This is a genomic window from Streptomyces sp. NPDC001292 (genome assembly GCF_042896465.1).
GTDB lineage: Bacteria > Actinomycetota > Actinomycetes > Streptomycetales > Streptomycetaceae > Streptomyces.
Window position 1 is genome coordinate 1 of record NZ_JBIAXG010000087.1, and the last position, 17,755, is coordinate 17,755.

At 68.3% G+C, this 17,755-nt stretch carries 15 protein-coding genes and 1 pseudogene; 9 read left to right on the forward strand and 7 right to left on the reverse strand.

The features are described from left to right. Positions 1 to 429: hypothetical protein (locus tag ACFY4A_RS41445; protein ID WP_390834487.1), on the reverse strand; the 429-nt coding region annotated here is incomplete at its 3' end. 381 nt (positions 430 to 810) lie between these two features. Here ACFY4A_RS41445 and ACFY4A_RS41450 point away from each other — a divergent pair. The 6 genes from ACFY4A_RS41450 to ACFY4A_RS41475 all read left to right on the forward strand — a co-directional run bounded on the left by ACFY4A_RS41450 (position 811) and on the right by ACFY4A_RS41475 (position 5,317). Next, positions 811 to 1,221, forward strand: coding sequence for a VOC family protein (locus tag ACFY4A_RS41450; protein ID WP_141367730.1), 411 nt, complete (start codon positions 811 to 813; stop codon positions 1,219 to 1,221). Between the two features lie 295 nt (positions 1,222 to 1,516). Beyond that, a complete protein-coding gene (locus ACFY4A_RS41455) occupies positions 1,517 to 2,047 on the forward strand; it encodes a helix-turn-helix transcriptional regulator (RefSeq protein WP_390834488.1) in 531 nt (176 codons plus the stop codon). Between the two features lie 5 nt (positions 2,048 to 2,052). After that, positions 2,053 to 2,721, forward strand: a complete 669-nt coding sequence (locus tag ACFY4A_RS41460; protein ID WP_390834489.1) for a glyoxalase — start codon at positions 2,053 to 2,055, stop codon at positions 2,719 to 2,721. 143 nt (positions 2,722 to 2,864) lie between these two features. Continuing rightward, positions 2,865 to 3,263 (forward strand): iron chaperone, encoded by a 399-nt coding sequence (locus ACFY4A_RS41465; protein WP_390834499.1) that lies wholly within the window; start codon positions 2,865 to 2,867, stop codon positions 3,261 to 3,263. A gap of 1,088 nt (positions 3,264 to 4,351) precedes the next feature. Next, the gene (locus tag ACFY4A_RS41470) at positions 4,352 to 4,891 is read left to right on the forward strand and encodes a DUF3995 domain-containing protein (RefSeq protein WP_390834490.1); all 540 of its coding nucleotides are present in this window, start codon (positions 4,352 to 4,354) and stop codon (positions 4,889 to 4,891) included. A 198-nt stretch (positions 4,892 to 5,089) separates the two neighbouring features. Further along, on the forward strand, positions 5,090 to 5,317 hold the full coding sequence (locus ACFY4A_RS41475; protein ID WP_390834491.1) for a hypothetical protein: 228 nt from the start codon (positions 5,090 to 5,092) through the stop codon (positions 5,315 to 5,317). Between the two features lie 184 nt (positions 5,318 to 5,501). Here the strand turns inward: ACFY4A_RS41475 and ACFY4A_RS41480 are convergent, their stop codons facing one another. From ACFY4A_RS41480 to ACFY4A_RS41505, 6 genes are all read right to left on the reverse strand, one after another. Continuing rightward, positions 5,502 to 6,404 carry a hypothetical protein gene (locus ACFY4A_RS41480; protein ID WP_390834492.1) on the reverse strand — a complete coding sequence of 301 codons (903 nt, stop codon included), beginning with the start codon at positions 6,402 to 6,404 and terminating at the stop codon, positions 5,502 to 5,504. 92 nt (positions 6,405 to 6,496) lie between these two features. Continuing rightward, complete coding sequence (locus ACFY4A_RS41485; RefSeq protein WP_390834493.1) at positions 6,497 to 7,615, reverse strand: S1 family peptidase; 1,119 nt, start codon at positions 7,613 to 7,615, stop codon at positions 6,497 to 6,499. Positions 7,616 to 8,252: 637 nt separating this feature from the next. Next, positions 8,253 to 8,741 carry a hypothetical protein gene (locus tag ACFY4A_RS41490; RefSeq protein ID WP_390834494.1) on the reverse strand — a complete coding sequence of 163 codons (489 nt, stop codon included), beginning with the start codon at positions 8,739 to 8,741 and terminating at the stop codon, positions 8,253 to 8,255. Next, the gene (locus ACFY4A_RS41495; RefSeq protein WP_390834495.1) at positions 8,738 to 10,852 is read right to left on the reverse strand and encodes an integrase; all 2,115 of its coding nucleotides are present in this window, start codon (positions 10,850 to 10,852) and stop codon (positions 8,738 to 8,740) included. Before ACFY4A_RS41495 ends, ACFY4A_RS41490 begins: the two co-directional genes overlap by 4 nt. Then, positions 10,849 to 12,507, reverse strand: coding sequence for a hypothetical protein (locus tag ACFY4A_RS41500; protein WP_390834496.1), 1,659 nt, complete (start codon positions 12,505 to 12,507; stop codon positions 10,849 to 10,851). Before ACFY4A_RS41500 ends, ACFY4A_RS41495 begins: the two co-directional genes overlap by 4 nt. 77 nt (positions 12,508 to 12,584) lie before the next feature. After that, entirely contained in the window at positions 12,585 to 14,054 is a 1,470-nt protein-coding gene (locus tag ACFY4A_RS41505; protein WP_390834497.1) for a site-specific integrase, read from the reverse strand. On the opposite strand from ACFY4A_RS41505, the gene ACFY4A_RS41510 reads away from it, so the two are divergent. The 3 genes and pseudogenes from ACFY4A_RS41510 to ACFY4A_RS41520 all read left to right on the forward strand — a co-directional run bounded on the left by ACFY4A_RS41510 (position 13,995) and on the right by ACFY4A_RS41520 (position 16,825). Further along, positions 13,995 to 15,551 carry a DUF4874 domain-containing protein gene (locus tag ACFY4A_RS41510; protein ID WP_390834498.1) on the forward strand — a complete coding sequence of 519 codons (1,557 nt, stop codon included), beginning with the start codon at positions 13,995 to 13,997 and terminating at the stop codon, positions 15,549 to 15,551. The genes ACFY4A_RS41505 and ACFY4A_RS41510 overlap by 60 nt on opposite strands. 65 nt (positions 15,552 to 15,616) lie before the next feature. Continuing rightward, positions 15,617 to 15,806: pseudogene (locus ACFY4A_RS41515) on the forward strand (IS630 family transposase); the annotation flags it as partial. Positions 15,807 to 16,300: 494 nt separating this feature from the next. Next, positions 16,301 to 16,825, forward strand: coding sequence for a hypothetical protein (locus tag ACFY4A_RS41520; RefSeq protein WP_390834500.1), 525 nt, complete (start codon positions 16,301 to 16,303; stop codon positions 16,823 to 16,825). The last annotated feature ends 930 nt before the right edge of the window (positions 16,826 to 17,755 follow it).

The following is a 17,755-nucleotide window of genomic DNA, read 5'->3' on the forward strand; positions in this document are numbered from 1 at the left end:
GGGCTGACCCATCTGGCCGAAGCCGGGCTGCTGGTACTGCTGCGGGTAAGGCTGGCCGAACGACGGCTGGCCGAAGCCGCCACCCCACTGCTGCGGGCCCTGCTGGCTCTGCTGGAGCAGCGTCAGGATCGCGGTCGGCAGCGCCTGCTGCACGGACTGCTCCACAGCGTGCCGGGTGCCCTCGTGCAGCGTGTGGTGCAGCGCGACGGCCAGGTAGGGGTGGGCCTGATGGGACATGCCCTGCTGCTGCAGCTGCTGCTGGACCTGCTGGATCTGCTGCAGCGTCTGCTGCATGCGCTGCGCGATCTGCTGGCTCGCCTGCTGGCAGGCCTGCTGGATCGCCTGCTGGACGATCTGAGCGATCTGCTGCTGACCGCCGGCGAGCTGGCCGAACTGCTGCAGGGGCGGGGTACCGGTCATGACCGACATGAATGCTCCATTTCGATGCCACGGGAAAGCCAACACAAGGGATGATGTTGGCTTTTTCGGATGATCCCGACGCGCTGAAGCTATGACGCCGTCGCTCGGCTCGCAATCGGGCGAGCTGCTCAGGAGGAGTAATCCCCCGATCGGATCCGGCAACAGGCGAACCGGTCGGGGACGCGGCAGGATGGGCTGCTGCTGAAGGTGGCGCAGGGGCGGCACACACTCACTGTCTGCCGCCCGCGGCGGGGGCGTTGCGGACCAGCGGCGTGCAGTGCCTCGGCGGGCACCTGTGCATCGCCTCTGCAAGCCCTTTGTCTTCGATCCACCGCCGGATATCAGGAATCGAGAAGCGCGAGGCAGGGAGCCGGTTCTAGCCTGCTCGCCATGGACATCACCATTCACACGAGTTACCTACCGCACGACGACCCGGACGCGTCGCTCGCCTTCTACCGCGATGTTCTCGGCTTCGAGGTCCGCAGCGACGTCGGGCAGGGCAGGATGCGCTGGATCACGGTCGGCCCGGCCGGTCAGCCCGACACGTCCCTCCTCCTGGCGCCGCCGGCCGCCGACCCGGGAGTCACCGAGGACGAGCGCCGCACCATCACCGAGATGATGGCCAAAGGCACCTACGGCTGGATCCTGCTGGCCACCCCGGACCTCGACGCCACGTTCGAGAAGGTACAGGCCGGTGACACCGAGGTCGTCCAGGAGCCGACCGAGCAGCCGTACGGCATCCGTGACTGCGCCTTCCGCGACCCCGCGGGCAACCTGGTCCGCATCCAGGAGCTTCGCTGAGCCGCGCGGGCATCGATGCGGCCGCGCCGGCCGGCAACGCGACACCTGCAATGAGCACGGGGCACCATCGCGGAGGCGCCGGCCGTGCCGACCGCCCACCAGGGCCGCGTCCGCATCCTCGTTGAACCGGACAGGGGCCCGGAGTCCGTCCCGCTGCTGTCCAGCAGTTGCTCGACCTGCTGGTCGGCTCCAGCGGGGCCGGCCCTCATCACCGAGTGCCTGGGGTGCCTGTCTCAGCAGGCACCCCAGGCGCTGGTAGGCGTCGTTGGAAGAGGAAAGAAAGGGGAGTTATCCCGTGTGTCATCCCGAGTGGCGGCGTGCACGCGTCGAGGCGCAGCGCTTGACCGATCTCGCGCGGCTGCGGCGCGTCCGCGACCGGATCGACAGGGAGTACGCGCAGCCGCTGAACGTGGAGGCGCTCGCCCGCGGTGTGAACATGTCCGCCGGGCACCTCAGCCGGCAGTTCCGGGCCGCCTACGGCGAGTCGCCGTACGCGTACCTGATGACGCGTCGCATCGAGCGCGCGACGGCGCTGCTGCGGCGTGGCGACCTCAGCGTCACCGAAGTCTGCTTCGCGGTCGGCTGCGCGTCGCTGGGCACGTTCACCACCCGCTTCACCGAGCTGCTCGGCATGCCACCCGGGGCTTTCCGGCGCCGCGCGGCGGATACGGCGGGCGTGGTGGCCGACCGTGCCGATGCCGCAAGTACGGCCGGTGATGCGGGGCCTGGGGTCACGATGGAGGGGATGCCGGCGTGTGTGGCGAAGCAGGTGGCAAGACCGGTCAGGAATCGAGAAGTCCCGGCCACCGAGCAGCCCCTAGCGTGATGGCCATGGCAACCACAGCATCCACCACGTCCATCACATCCGTCACCCTCGAGGTGGCCGACCCCGAGTCCGCCCACCGCTTCTGCACCGCCTTCGGAGTGGACACGCACATTCGCCTACGGGCGTCCGAGATGCACTCCGCCGGATTCCGCGGCTTCACCCTGGCGCTCACGGTGTCCCGGCCCGCCACCGTCGACAGCTACCTCGGCGCCGCCGTGGACGCCGGTGCCACGGTGCTGAAGCCCGCCGCGAAGTCGGTGTGGGGCTACGGCGGCGTCGTCCAGGCGCCGGACGGGACGATCTGGAAGGTCGCGACCTCGGCGAAGAAGGACACCGGCCCGGCCACCCGCGAGATCGACGAGATCGTCCTCCTGCTCGGCGTCGAGGACGTGAAGGCCAGCAAGCACTTCTACGTCGGCCGGGGCCTGACCGTGGCCAGGAGCTTCGGCGGCAAGTACGCCGAGTTCGCCTCCGACGAGTCCAGCCCCGTCAAGCTGGCGCTGTACAAACGCCGCGGCCTGGCCAAGGACCTCGGCGTCCCCGTCGACGGCACCGGGTCGCACCGCATCGTCCTTGGCAGCACCGCCGGCTCCTTCACCGACCCGGACGGATTTGCCTGGGAGGCCGCCACGTCGCTCACCCCCGCGCCGTCCACGGCGTCTTCACTGTCCTGACTCCCGGACCTGAACTTCCGCCCCGACCTGCCTCATCCCTGAACGAGAGGAAATCTGCCGTGCAGCACACGAAGTCGTCCGCCGAGAACTCCGGCACGGACGCCGAGGAGTACAACGGGTTCACTGCCGAAGAACGGGCCGCGATGAAGGAACACGCGCAGGAGCAGAAGCAGACGGCGGCGCGGCGCGGTTCGCGGGCGGAGAAGGAGGCGGCAGCGGAGCGGGATGTGCTTGCGAAGATCGCCGAGATGCCGGAGGCGGACCGGGTCCTCGCCGAGCGGATCCACGCCATCGTCAAGGCCGCCGCTCCGGACCTCACGCCCAAGCTCTGGTACGGGATGCCCGCCTACGCCAGAGACGGCAAGATCATCTGCCACTTCCAGAGCGCGCAGAAGTTCAAGTCGAGATATGCCACGCTCGGATTCAGTGACCAGGCGGCGCTCGACGACGGCGCCATGTGGCCGACCGCCTACGCCCTGAAGGAGTTGACCGCAGCCGACGAACAGCGCATCAGCACGCTCGTCAAGAAGGCGGTGGGCTGAGGCCAACCCGGGCGGAACCGGCGGCGGCAGTGACCGAGTCGCGGACGATGCTCGCACACTTGGCACAGCGCCTTTCCCACGGCCTGGCTGACCTCGACCTACTCGTTGGTGACATCCGGGCGCGCAGGGACCGGTCCCGGAGCTGGCCAGGCTGCGCCTGGGCCGGTACGGAGCCATCTTCTGCCTATGGGGCTCGGCCCGGCTGGCGACAGCGGGGCGTTGTCCCCTGCCGCAGTTCTGGGACGCGCGCTGGGGATGTGCGGCTGAACGCACTCAGCTCGCCCCTTGGGTGCCGTCCCGCATCGTGCTCAGTACGGCCTCGGCGGTCTTCCGGGCGGCCCCGCGGGCGGTCATCATCCGAGCCAGTGGTCGTCCCCGCCCAGCCGCAGTTCGCCGCTGCCGGCGTCATGGCCTCCACGGGCAGAATCTCGGGCAGGTAGCGCGGGTCGGCCACCAGGTTGCCGTAATCCCGGGAGCTGCGCGGAGCCAGCAGATGCCATCCGGCACCGACAACGGCACCCCGCCCATTCCTCAGCGCAGGACGATCCCACTCGGCAGGCCTCTCCTCGACCAGCTGTGGCGGATACAACAGCGCCTTCGCGGGGACCAGGTCGTCTACGACGCCTACTGCCTCCCACACAGAACCTTCGGCAGTGGCGAGAGAATCCGTCGCCAGTGGTTGGAGTACGGCGACCGCAGCACTGTGCGCACCATGGGTTCGATGGTTCGATGGTCCCTTGTGCGCCGGGTGCCGCAGGCGATGGCCGGCATGGCGTGGCTCGCCACCACGCCCCGCAGCAGCCCACGTTGCTGCGGACCGGCCATCGCCGAACCTCCCCGTGCGTCCACCCTCCGCATAGTGTGTGCCCGCAGGCCTTGCCGAGGCTGGTCGGGCCGCCGACGGCCGCGGATAACGCCGCTGCCGAAACCCGCTGTCCACGATCAAGGGGGAACTTAACGGGGGTGCGGTCGGACGCCCCGGGTTTCCTCATCAGCAACCGAAAGGTTCTGACAGAGACCGACACGGAGCGGAGAAGGCCCTATGAACAGCGCTTGGAACCCAGCAGAAACACCTGAAGGAGTCCACCGTGTCCGAAGCCCGTGACCAGCACCCAGCTCGGGAAACCGGCGGACGGCAGAGGGCCTGGGCCGGACACACGGCCGCGGTGCTGGCCTTCGTCTTCGGCCTGTTCAGTTTCTACTGGGCGGCCGGAGGCACCTTCGGCCTCGACACCCTCGGCGGCGCGATCCAGCGGATGGCCGGACGACGGGACCCCGGATTCATCGCCGTCGTCTGGATCACCGGCGCACTCAAGATCGCGGCCGCTCTCTTCTCGCTGTCGCTCGTCCGGCCGTGGGGCCGCGTCGTCCCCCGCCCGCTGATGCTCACCGCAGGCTGGGGCGGCGCGGCACTGCTGACCGCCTATGGGGCGCTGCAGGTCGGCAGCCTGCTCCTGGTGGCGCTCGGCGTGCTCACCCCGTCCGACCCCGTCGAGTGGAAGCCGCTGCTGTGGCGCCTGTTCGTCTGGGACATGTCGTTCCTGGTCTGGGGAATCCTGCTCTTCCTTGCCACCCGGACCTATGTGATGAACCATCCGCAGCGCACAGAAAGGCGCGTACGACATTGATGTACGACACTGCGCACGACCTGTCTTCGACCGCGACTTCCTGCCGCTCGACGGACTCGTCGGTCGGCTGCAGTCGGTCTACTCGAGTTGGGGACGGGCAGCGCCTCGGTGCTGAACTACCCGTGCGGGTGTCAATGCTCATTATTGATTGAAATACGACTATTGCAAGCAGAAATAAGCAGCTTTACCGTCGTGGACATGACCCCTTCACCGAGGCTCTCCCGCCGGACCCTCCTCGTCGGCGCCGCGACCGTGGCCGCCGCGCCGATGCTCACCGCCCCGGCTGCCGCCGCGGCGAGCCGCGACGGCCACTGGTCCCTGGCGCGCTACCGCGGGTTGTGCGCCGACGACTTCTCTGTCAAGTTCAGCATGTTGAAGGTCTTCAACCCCTGGATGAAGTGCACCCTCTCGCCTTGGTTGGCGTAGTCGGCGGTGGTCAGGAGCTGGCCGGGTGAGCGGCTACGTAAGAAGACATGGACCGTCGCCTGCGGGCCAGCCAGGAGATGGCGGTGGTGTCCAGGTGCTGCTTGAGGGCGGCTCAGACGCGTTCGGCAGGAGTGTCGGGCCTTGCCCCCGTGAGTGGAATGCGCTCGCCGAGGGCTGGCACTGCTCAACTCCAGCTCGGCGAGGGTCCATGCGATGGCTTATAGGGAACCGGGTGGCCGGTGTGCGCGTCGAGCACCACGCGGTCGCCTACGGGGCGCGTCAGTTTCACAGTCACTTGTTGCAACCCTGCCTGCTTGGTGCAGAGGCCGCCGTCGTCCTTCCGGTGTGTGACGGAGCCCGAGAGCACCACGCTGCCGCGTGTTTCCAGCACATCCACCACGGGGCCGTCGTCGCAGGCGCCATGAAGGGCAACCAGGGTCACCGAACGCCCGTCTGCGGCAATCTGGACCAGCCGGTTGAGTGGATAGCCCGGGACGTCGTTGGCCCGCCCGATCGGCGGACGGGGTAGTGGCGATGGGATGACGGCGGCCTGCTTGAGAGGGGAGGCATAGCCGTCAAGGGTGAACAGCCACGCTGGGACCACCGCCGGTCCCCGGCTGGTGGCCACACTCATCTCACCCAGCTTCGCCCCGGTCACAGTGAGGTGCGGCTTTCCGTCGGTGTGGCCCCCGGCCAGGGCCTTGTACGACTCAGCTGCCCCAGTCAGCGGCCGTGTGAGCGCTCTGCCTCCCGCCCAAGTCACCCGGCCGTTCTTTGGCCCGGTGCTGGGCATCGTGCCACGTAGGGCGAGGTTGTGGTCCTGGTAGGCCTGCTTGTCGGCCTGGCTCCGCAGGCCGCCGCGCGGCAGCTGGACCACGTCACCCATGGGGTAGTACCCAGCTCGCCACGCGGCGGCAGCGGTTGATCCGTCCCAGGCTTCGGCGACCTCGCGGGCACGGTGCGCCAGCACCTCCGTGTCGCCGCCAGCACCCTTCTGGTCGCCGCAACCGGAGATGGCCCCCAAGCCAGCGGCGGACACAGCCGTCGCAGCGAGCAGGCTCAGCGAGCGCGATGCCCGGATGCGCATGTGGACCTCCGAAAAGATGGTGACGTGGCAGCTGCCCTGTCCCTGTGACGCGGCTGGGGCAGAGCGGGTTCACTGATTGCGGCGGATCGCTGTCAGTAGACCTTGAGACCGGTCTGGTTCAGCACTGTCTGCACCTTCGTGAAGTAGTTGCGGTAGGTGCCGGTGGAAGAAGAGGTGCACACTGTCTCGCCGGTGCCGCCGGAGAGAAGGCCCAGGGCGGTTACCCCGTGGAGCGCGGGTCCGCCGCTGTCGCCAGCTAGAGCGCAGACGTTCGACTCGAACATGCCGTACATCGTCGTGCCGTCTATGTTGACGGTCGTACTCGTCTTGGTGATGTTGCCCGTCAGGTCCTGGCTGTTGGTTCCGAGCCGGTCGATTTCTTCCTGTTCCATCGGGTAGCGGGAGTCGTCGATCTGGCGGTAGTCGTTGGGCCCGTAGCGGACCATCCCGTAGGGAGTGATTTCGGGTCCGTCGATCTTGACGGCGGCCCAGTCGCAGCCGCGATCGACCCCGTCACAGTAACCTCCGGTGCCGGTCCCGAAGTTGTATGAGGTCTGGATGCCTATCCTGGTGCCGTTGAAGGCGTACCAAACGTTTCCGGTACCAGGCACGCAGTGGCCAGCGGTGAGCATGTATTTCGTTCCCGATGAGTTCTGGACGATGAACCCGGAAGTGCACAGCCAGCCCTCGGAGTTAATCCCAAGGCCACCTCGGAGGCCGGTGGCCACCTTGAAGGTGAGCTTGCTCCTGATCCGGTCAATGCGTATCGCTCCCGGGTGAGCCGCCGCGACCTTCTCGATCCGGGCCCGGCCGGCAGCGGACACCCCGTCGAAGATCTCGACGCTCACCTGGTTGGTCCTGGCCTCTACTCCCCATGTCGTATTGGGGATGTTCCCCAGCTTGTCGAGCTTGTCGTGGATGGACGCGAGCTCGGCAGCACTGCGAGTCACTATCTTCGGGACCCCGCCGGCATCCCGGACGGTCTGCGCAGCGGCCTGGTCGGTGACCGCGACCACGAGGCGCCCGTTCTCGAAGTACACGCCGCCCGTCCGGTTGTCGCCAAGTTTGCGCGCCAGTGCTGTCGTCTGGACGGGGTCAGTGAGCGGTTTCGGGTTGTCGGCGGCGGATGCTTGCGGCGCGACGAAACTGAAGGCCGCGAGTGCAACAGCAGTCGTAGCGATGCCGAGGGCAGATCTTCGGGTGGCAGGCATGCGAGGATTCCCTTCCCTGGTCTGAGGTCTCGGTGCGGGGCACGGGCGACTTGGGGCGGAGCGTTCCGGGCGCTCGGTACACGCCCGATCGAAGGGCTCGGCCGAGATTGCTGCCGCCGTCAGTTCGCCGTACGGGTTTCAGGAACGCGTCGCCGGTTCGTGCGGCAGGCAGGGCACAGGCTGAACGGCGTGATGCATGGTGAATCCCCCTTGGTGTTCCGTTCCGGTGCGCATGTGCCATCAGCTTGATCTGCACCAGCGAGCGCGTGAGTCACCGTAAGTACAAATATCAACTTCCGTCTGCAACTGCACGGAGAACAGTGTGGAAATTCGATATGAAGCGGAACCGTCGCGCCGAGTGCAGAATGCGCGGGCGAGCCCGCAACGTACCTGTGCTCAACCTGTGGAAGTGGACCCTGTACCGCTACTTCCACAGGGGAGCGATAAGCAAGATCCGATCGTTGGCTGCAACTGGGCGGATTCTCCCTGACCGATGCCGCGGGATCCGCCGCTCACGACGGCGGCCATACCTTCCAGCACTGTCCCTTCCTTGAGCCGAAGACGACCCCGGGACCCTGAACGTACTGGTGCTGCGGATCCTGTAAGTCGGCTTTCGCCAAGCGCGATCACGCACCGGTCAGGGGTTCAGGTCGGCTGATGGTGCGTCAGGCTTGGGGGCACCGGGAGTCTCTCGGCCAGGCTGCGCTTGCATCATTGAGGGCCGGGGCTGCGCGGGTAGTGCGCGAACTACCGTGGCACGCTCTGCCAGCTGCTGGCGCAGGATCTGGTTCTCGACCGTGACCTGATGTAAGGCGCCGACGAGAGCTTCGACGTCGCTCTTCAGCTGGGCGATCTCTTCAACGTCGGCGAATCTCAGCTCCTTGAGCTTGCGGATCTGCTGACGCAGCCGCAGTTCGCTGTCCGGGATCTGCCCGCGGGCTCGGACTTTGCCGTAGAAGTCGTTCATGAGGTCTGTGTGCCGCTGGGTGAGGGCGTTGCGCGGGACGCCGGCCTCGGTGGCCAGGGCGACGATCGTCAGCGCCCCGTTGGAGTGCTCGGGGGTGCCGCCCAGGATGCGTTCCATCGCGGCACGGATGCGGTCGCGTTCGTCTGCGGCGGGGCTCATGATGTCGGCTCCTGGAAATGGATGCGGTCGTGTTCGTGGCAGTCGGCAAGGCCCCGGAGGCGCCCGGCGCGTTGGGTGAGCCGGTCGGCAAGTGGGCCGGGCACCGTCTCCGAGGCGGCCTGCTTCTCCAAGTCCCTGGCGTGCTGGAGGAGTTCGTCGGCGTGCCGGTCGGTGCGTGCGATGTTCGCACACGACGGCCGGCAGCGGTCGAGGCTCGGGGCGTCGGTGACATCGAGGCGGTGGCACAGGGCGCGGTCGCGGTTGTAGACGCACATCAGGAACGAGTGGGGGTTGTCGTAGACGGTCAGGGCCGGGTTGCCCAGGATGTCCCGGGCCTGGCGGTGCGTGCGGATGGATCCGGCGAAGGTGGGGGCTTGGGCGGCGGCGTGGATCGCTCGCCGGGCGGCCGGCCCTGAGATCCCGGTTCCGGTGGCGAGGTCGTCGTGGAGGGTGGTGAGGGTGTCGGCAGTGGCCCGGGCGGTTTCGATGTCGAGCAGCTCGTGGATGCCGCCGCGGCCGCGGGCGGCGTAGCCGGCGCTCATTGCGGTGCGCATGTGCCCGTACTGGATGGCCAGGGCCACCAGCCCGCCCGGTCTGCGCGCGATGTGCCAGGCCAGCGACCGGCGGAAGCGTGCCACGCCGAGCGCTCCGAAGGAGTCGTCTGGGATGACTTCATGGGGACGGTCCAGGTCCACCGCGAGGCCGGAGGCCCACGCGATGAAGTCCTCGATCCGGTTGCGCATCGCCTCGAAGCCGACGACCCGGCCTGTGGAGATGCGACCGCGCGGGATCGCATGGACGGCGCTGTCGAAGAGGAGCCCGTCCGGGGCGATGCGTTCCAGCACGCGGATCGCGGTAACCACCGGTGGAATGGCGACCCAGGGGACCTCCCGCACCTGTCCGGCGGAGTAGTGGTTGCCGTCCTGGTCGTGGACCCCCTTGAACACTCGGCCGTAGATCAGGTGCCGTCCGGGCGATGACGGTTCGGGGCAACAGCCGCTCTCCAGGCCCATCACCTCACCCGGGCGCATGCCGGTCAGGTACGCCAGGACGATGAAGCAGGCGACGCTCAGGTGCCGCATGAGCTGTGGGACCTCGGTGAAGTCGATCGATTGGGTCCACGGCTGTCCGGCGACTCGCCCCGTGATCGGCGTGGAGAGTGGGCAGGGGCCGGGGTGGCGCTGGGCGTAGTCGCGAAAACCTTCCCGCAGCTCGGTCCGCAGATGGCTGTTGATCTGCTTCGGGGAGCAGCCGACCAGCGCGGCCATGTAGGTCAGGCTGATCTGGTGCTCGCCCTTGTGCCATCGGGTGGGCACGGGGGCACCACGCTCCACGAGCTGATCCAGGTAGGCCCTCAGCCGCGCCATGGACTCCCATGTACCGACGGTCTGTTCGGCCTGTTCGGTCAGGCGCTGCGTCTCCTTCTGGGCGGACAGGATGTCGTCGGCGAAGTCGTCGACCACGCGCAGCGCCCAGATCAGCAGCGGCCCCATGGTGGCCGGAGCGATCGGTTCACGGCTGTTCTCCCCGGGGCCGGGGGCAGGTGCGGCCGGGAGGTAGTCGTCGACGCCGTACCGGTGCCAGGGAGGCATCACCAGTCCGGCCGGACGGGCGCTCGCGGCGTCGAACGCCCACAGGCGGGTCAGAGCGACCAGCTCCTTCGTGCCATCGTTGCGGTTGGCACTTGACCGGCGGGCCAGGTGACCGGCGTATGCGGTGAAGGCCTCGGTCGTGCAGGCACCGAGGCCGGATATCCCCTGCGCCGTGAGCCAGCGGGCGAAGCGCTGCCACCGGCGCACGGTGTCGTAGATCCCGTGCGGTCCCAGGCGGGAGTGCCAGGCCGGGTGACCGACCAGAACGCTTTCCGGCAACGCCGTATTGATCATCATCCAGGCCGCGAGACGCATCTCTTCCCGGAAGGCGTCCGGGAACTTCGACCAGTCCACGCCGACCCGCGACGCGCTGGGGTTGGCGATCAACGGGGCGAGAGACCAGACGTCGTCGCCGTAGATCGAGGTCGGGACGGGGCCGGGCGCCAGGATCAGGGACGGTGCGATGACCGGGGTTCTCCATCCCGGCAGTGCCGGCAGTTCGGAGGGCAGAGCGGTCACAAGTCGTAGTCTCCGTGAAGAAGTTGATCGATGACATCGCGGTCGGTGTCGCTGACCGACGTGAGCGCGGCGTTCCAGACCGGCTGCCCGAGGCGGTCGCGAAGATCGGCGAGCCGGGCGTGGGCATCGGCCCAGTCCGCGTCCCAGACGGCCGGTTCCACGACGCCGCGCAGGTTGCCCAGCGCCTGGTGCAGGTGTGCCAGACGAGGGCGATGGGTGGGCGTGACCCTGGCGTTGGGGCAGGCCGTGCACAGTAGGAACGAGGCGGCGCAGGTCTGGCCCGGCGGGCTGAACGGACCATGCTTGTAGTCGGCGCAATCCGCTGTCGCTGTCTCCAGCTCTCCCGCCCCGGACCGATCCGTCAGACGGGCGGCGAACACGGTGCGATGAGCAGCGGCCACCGCGTCCAGGGCTCCCTCGGCAATCACCGGTACCGCCGCCTGCTGGACTTGCGGTTCCGGCAGCACGTAGACGCTGTCGTGCGTGTCCTGGGTGTTCTGCCCGGGCTCGCGCCGGTGCAGTACGTTCACCGTCTTGCGGATGCGCTTTAGCGGAGAACCGGACAGCCCGACCGACCGTGCCCAGTCACGGCCGGAGTGTTCGTCCACGCCGAATCCGAACTGGCCGACCCGGACGGCCTTGAGGTAGGCCTGTCCCTCGTGCTCGGTGGTCTGATGCCAGACCAGCAGCCGGTCGGTGCCCGCACCGAGCAGCGCCAACGTGGCCCGGGCGTGCGAGGTCGCTTCCAAGGCCTCACTGATAATCCGCCCGGAGGAGTCGGCGCCGGAGTCGGTGAGGTTACGGCTCTCGAAGCGGCCACGGTGACCTGCACGGCGTCGTTTCTCCAGCCGCAGCCGGTAGACCGGCATGCCCGCCTCCGCCGTGCCGGGCAGCGTCTTGGGCACGGGCATCTCGGAGATCGTGGTGGAGTTCAGCCCGAGTTCGGAGGCTATGAGCACCGCCAGTGCAGCTGTCTCCTTGCGGCTGAGGAAGAGCCGCTTCCAGGTGTGTTCCGCCGAGCCGCCGCCCAGCGCCGGACGGTAACGACGGCGCACGACGCGCCGCCACTCGTACAGCGGTACATCGCCGGTGCGCGCCAGCACGTCCAGAGCCTCCCCGACCAGCCAGTCCCGGCTGCCCGGCTCAGTCGCGCCCGCGCGCCAGGCCGCGAGCCGGTCGGTGTTCTCCCGGATCCGCATCAGCGCCGAGCGGAACGTCCGCCGGGCCGCGATGCGGATCTCCTTGAACTCCTCGGGCCGATAGGCCTGGACACGACCCGTCTCCCATGCGAACCGCTTGGCCATCGCCTCCCGCACGGGCTGCGCGAGCCGCGGATCCAGCTGGAGCAGGCCGGCGACCGATGCGTACTTGCTGTAGCCGTTCGGCCGTGGCGGCAGGCTCAGCCGCCACGCATTCCAGTGCGTCGTCGTCAGCCCGTCCACATCCGGCGGCACGGCGTCTAGGCCGGCGAGGAACTCGGTGAAGGGCCGCACGAGATACCAATGTGCCTCGCTGGTCTCGACGCTGTCCCAGCCTCCGCCCGGGGCGCACTTGACCACGTACAGAGCGGCCAAAGACCGCTGGAACGCCTCCGGGACCGGCAGCGCACCGAAGTCGTAGCTGCGCATCATGCCCTGAGCGTCCCGGTGTTGCACGACCAGGCCATCCTTCTCAAGGACCGCCGGACGCTGATGCGGAGCGTCGGGCAAGGCAGCAGCCCTGCCCCGGCGGCTCACCGGGCCTCCAACTGATCGTCCAGGTCCTGGATGCCCTCGCTCTCCCGGGCCAGCCGCGCGAACAGCCCCGCCAGCTCCTGCTCCGACACCGGCCCGTCCGCGGGCACAAAGTCAGCCAGCAGCGACCGCAGCTGCAGATCCGCGACCGGGGCGAGGTACACCGCCTTCGTGGTCTCCAGCTGGGCGTGACCGAGGAGGTCCTGCACCATCCGCCACGGATCGCCGTACAGCAGGCGGAAGTCCCTTCGCTCCTCCGGCGTCAACCCCATACGCCGGTCCATGACGTGGTTGAGGACCACGAGCATCAACAATGCGAAGCTGTGCCGGCACATGTGCGGCGTACAGAACGGTGGCTCGCTCATCACCGGCGACAGCACTGCCTCGCAGCGCTCGTTCGCCGCCCGGAAAACGCCCTCCCACGAAGCCGGCCGGAACGGCAGACCGGACTCGTTCAGCCACAGCCACAGCGGCTCCGGACCGGCCGGACCCTCGGTGAAGAAGCTCATCCGCTCCTCCACCGTCGCCTCCGTGAGCGGGGTCTGCCCGACCACACCGTCCCGGTCGCGCCAGTGCAGCACACGCCGGTGCCGACCGGTCTCGTGGGTCACCAGCCGCATCGGCAGATCGTCGTAGCGGCCCAAGGACTGCGCGCGTCGAACCACCCGGGCGCGCGAGGACTCGACATACCCCTCGATCTCTCCCACCACCACGGAGGAGGCATAGAACGTGCGCGCCCGCTTCGACTTCGTCACCACCCGAGCGAGCCGCCCCACGTAGTAACGACCGCCCTCCAGCCGAAGGCGCGGGACCTCCAACGTCAGCAACGAAGCCCCCTCCGTCAGCCGCACCCCGGAGGAGAACAGCAGATCAGCGAAGGCACTGTTGCGGTCGGCCAGCCGCCCCATCCACCCCGCCGACGGCACGCCGTCGGCACCATGCCCACGCAGACCGACCTCCACCCAGCGGCGAAATGCCCGCGGCGTCAGCCAACGAACCTCGCTGGTCCGCGCGTTCTTCGCCCTGGCCGCCGGCACCAGAACGCGCTGGCCGCTCCTGCTGAGGACCGACCGCATGATCACCGGGTTGACCGGCACGTGATCTCGCTGCACCGCCCACTCGTACAGCCGGATCAGAGCGGCCAGCCCGCGGTTCCACCGTGCCCCACCCACCCGACGCGGATTGCGCAGCGAGCGGGTCCGCCAGTCCTCGAAGTCCCACAGATCGTCTGCTGTGGCGTCGCGCCATGTCTTCCCGCGCCCCCACAGGAAGTCGAAGAACAGGCAGTAGTCGTCCGTGTAGTTCCGCTTCGTCTCCTGCGCGAGACGGGCGAACGACGACCGGCACAGATACCCGCCAAGCGCCTCGTCGATCCGGTAGTCCGGAGAAAGAAGTATCGGATCCCCAGGATGAATCCCAACTCGATCCTCACGCTCGCCCAGGTCCTTCCACCCAGCCAGAACCGGCACTCGATCCCCCGCCACCCGGCGGTCCCTCGGCACCCAGTACGTACGCCAACTCGGCACGCATCCACCCCTGCTCGATCCGCTTCAACACGTCGATCCAACAGGGAAGACTCCCCCGGCGGCCGGAACGCGCTTCCCAGCCCGCATCGCGGTTTCCGCTACGAGATGTCGTACAACGCGATCGACCTGACCAGCCCGTGGGCGAACGAGCAGAACCACAGCCCGGACGTCGGGGAGACCCTGCGCACGCTGCGCTCCGAGTACGGCGACGGGGCGTCGGTCACCCAGCTGTACTTCTACCTCTGGGACTACGCGACCACCGCCATCCCGGACAGCGCACTGGCCAACATCGAGCGCGTCCTCACCGGCCTGCGGCAGGTCCGCACGACGGCGGTGCTGCGGTTCGCCTACGACGACGGCGTCCGGCCGAACCGCCGCTACACGGTGCAGAACATCCAGACGCACCTGCGTCAACTCGCCCCGCTGGTCGACCGGTACAGCGACGTGGTCACGGTGTGGCAGGCGGGCTTCCTCGGCGCGTGGGGTGAGTGGCACGGCAGCTACTACGACCACGAGGACTACCCGGACGCGGTCACCGAGATCATGCGCAGCCTGGTCGCGGCGCTGCCGCCGATGGTGCAGACGCAGACGCGGTACTTCGAGAAGCGCGCGATGGTCCGCGACGCCGGGGCCCTCGAACGGATCGGCTACCACAATGACTACATCACGCTCGGCGAGGGACTGTGGGACTACTACGTTCCGGACAACCCCGGCTGGCCGAGCTACCTGGAGGTCTCCCAGCGGCACCCGATGGACGGTGAGATGCCCTGGGACAAGGGACAGAGCGCCGACCCGTACGCCTGGAGCAAGGTGATCGATCCGATCGCCGCCGCCCGGCGGCTGCAGACGCTGCGCTTCGACACCCTCTCGATGGTGCACAACGCGACCGTGACGATACCGGGCTGGCGGAGCACCGCGCTCACCGAGCAGCAGGTGGTCGCCGCCGGACTGCCCGTCGCGACCGGCTACTTCCGCCTGCACGACGGCGGGGCGGTGAGCCGCACCGCCTTCGAGTACATCCGCGACCACCTCGGCTACCGGATCGAGGCCCAGCAGGCCCGCTGGCGCCAGACCGGCCGCACCGTCGAGGTCGAACTCGACCTGGCGAACACCGGTTTCGCCGCGCCCAAGCGCCCGCGACCCGTCCGGTTCGTCCTGCTGGACCGAACCGGACGGGTCGTCGGCACCACCGACAGCGGCGCGGACTGGCGGACCTGGCTGCCGTCCGGACGGGCCGAGGTCGACGGCGAGGACCGGACCGTGCCGGTGTCACGGGTGCGCGCGTCATTGCCGGCGCCCACGCTTCCGGGCAGATACCGGCTCGGTCTGCTCATCGCCGACGCCGGCCGGGACGGCAGGTACGGCGTCCCGCTGGCCAATGCCGGGGTGCCGCTGCTCGACGGGGTGAACGTGCTCGGCGGGATCACCATTCGGTCGTGACGGCGGACTTGAGCAGGACTCCGCGTCGGCGGCGCCCGATTGGGCACCGCCAACGCGCCGTCAGCCGGAAGATCACCGACCATCAGGTGGATGAAGTGTTCGTCAGGACACTCGAGACCACACCGAAGGACGCCACCCACTGGTCGACGCGGTCGATGGCCAAGGAGGTGGGTCTGTCCCGGTCGGCCATTGCAGCGGATCTGACGGACCTTCGGCCTCAAACCGCACCTGGTGGACACCTTCAAAGCACTCGATCGGTCGGCGCCAGTCCTGCCGATGATGCCGGGCATGCCCGAGGCCTTGCCCACGGGATGGCGGCCCAGTCCACCCCGGACGGCGGACGGCGGACGGCGGACGGCGGACGGCGGACGGCGGACGGCGGACGGTACGAGCGCAAGGCCCTGGTGGGGCAGGTTGCGGTGATCTGGTCTGTGACCCGCCCGTCCCGGTACCTGATGAGCCCTTCGCGCCGGTATTTCCAGGCGACCCGCTGCCGCATGGGTGAGTGGGCGTCAGAGATCACCTTGAAGGCCTAATCCCTCGTCAATCTACTAACCATTTTGGATTGATTGACGTGCCGTCAGCAGACCGGAGGCGGGCCTGCGGGTGCTCTGGCTACCCCGTTCGGCTCTCCCACACCAGCCTCTCCGATATGCCCGAAATGACAGCTTTGGGGGCGGTATATACGTTCAATCACACGCCGACTGATACAGCCGGCCTCTCAGAGAGAGGAGCAAGGCACCGTGATCATGACCCGATCCACCGCCGTCACCGTGGCCATCTCCGCCGCTTCCGCACTCGCCGCGGCCGGCATCACCTACGCCGCCGCATCGGTGCCCCAGACGGCCACGGCCGCCGTCAACCAGGCGCCCGCTCCGGCCCACGCACCAATGGGCGGCGAGTCCGCACAGGGCAAGGGCAAGGGCAACGAGCACGGCAAGCGCGGCAAGCACGGGGAGCGCGGCGAGCGCCGCCACCACAAGATCGGCAGGATCCACATCAACGAGCGGACGTACTCCGCCGTCCCGGACGGCTGCATCACCGTAGTGAGCGGCCTGGGCTCCAAGAGCCTCAACATCCGCAACGACAGCAAGCGGACCGTCGAGGTCTTCCGCGGCGCGGCCTGCGACAACGGTGCTCCCGTCGCCACGGTCGGCCCCCGCAGCGAAGCCAACGGCGTCAAGCCCGGACATGCCAAGAGCGTGTCCGTCGAGGACGGAGTGGTGGCCAGCTTCCGGGTGGTCAAGGACGACTTCGACTTCGACGACTTCTAAACCAGAGCATCACGCGAACCATCTAGAACCCCGGCCCGCCGCAATCGGGCCGGGGTTCTGCTCTCGCCCCCGGGCACCGGCACGTGGCGCCCACACCTGACCAGTGCTTCACGGTCCACGCGCCTTACACGCCATACTAAAACCGGCCAGAAGGCGCTGCCCGGCTGCACGCGCTGACGCCCTCCTGCTTCACCGGTTCACCCCAAAGGGGACTCCCCCTGAAACACCCCCAGTTGGCGGTGTCCCCCAGCAACCGCCACCGATCTCCTTCACGGCGACCGGGTGAGCCCGAACGGGTGACGAAAAGCAAAAAGCCGCACACCTGGCACCCCTCTCCCCCGACCCGGCCCGTGGCCTCACGCAACAGGACAAGATGGAGTGACAAGCGACCGCACGGCCACGCGTCACTTCTCCCAGCCAAGACACCAAGGGATGAGGGATACGGGCAATCGCCTGGTGGACGCGAGCGACGACAACTACGTCATGGACATCCTCGACATCACTTTGACCTCCGCATCTCGTCTCCGACGGGAGCCGGGCCGGTCACGATGCAGCGGACCACGCGTCGGGCGCCGCGGGAGGGGCTGGGGCGGCGCGGGCGTAGCCCTTCCGCACCGGAATCAAGATCGGTGGCCGGAAGAGCGAATACGCGTTTCCCACGGTCCGTACCTATCCGGCACCGCCACCACGTCGAGCCCGTGCGCGCCCGCCACCAGATCGCGTCGAAGACCTGCCGGCGGTCCCTCAGCCGCCGGCTCATCTTCGACGCCGGCGGCAGCAACGGTCCTGCCGCTCCGCCGGGTCGTCGGTCAGATCGCCACGAGCCACCTCAAGATCAACACCGTTGCGTTTGTTCGGTCGGCGGTTCGTCAAGCGGTGATCACGACGAACGGGACCTCTGGTAGATCACTTGTGTCGAGCAAGATGATC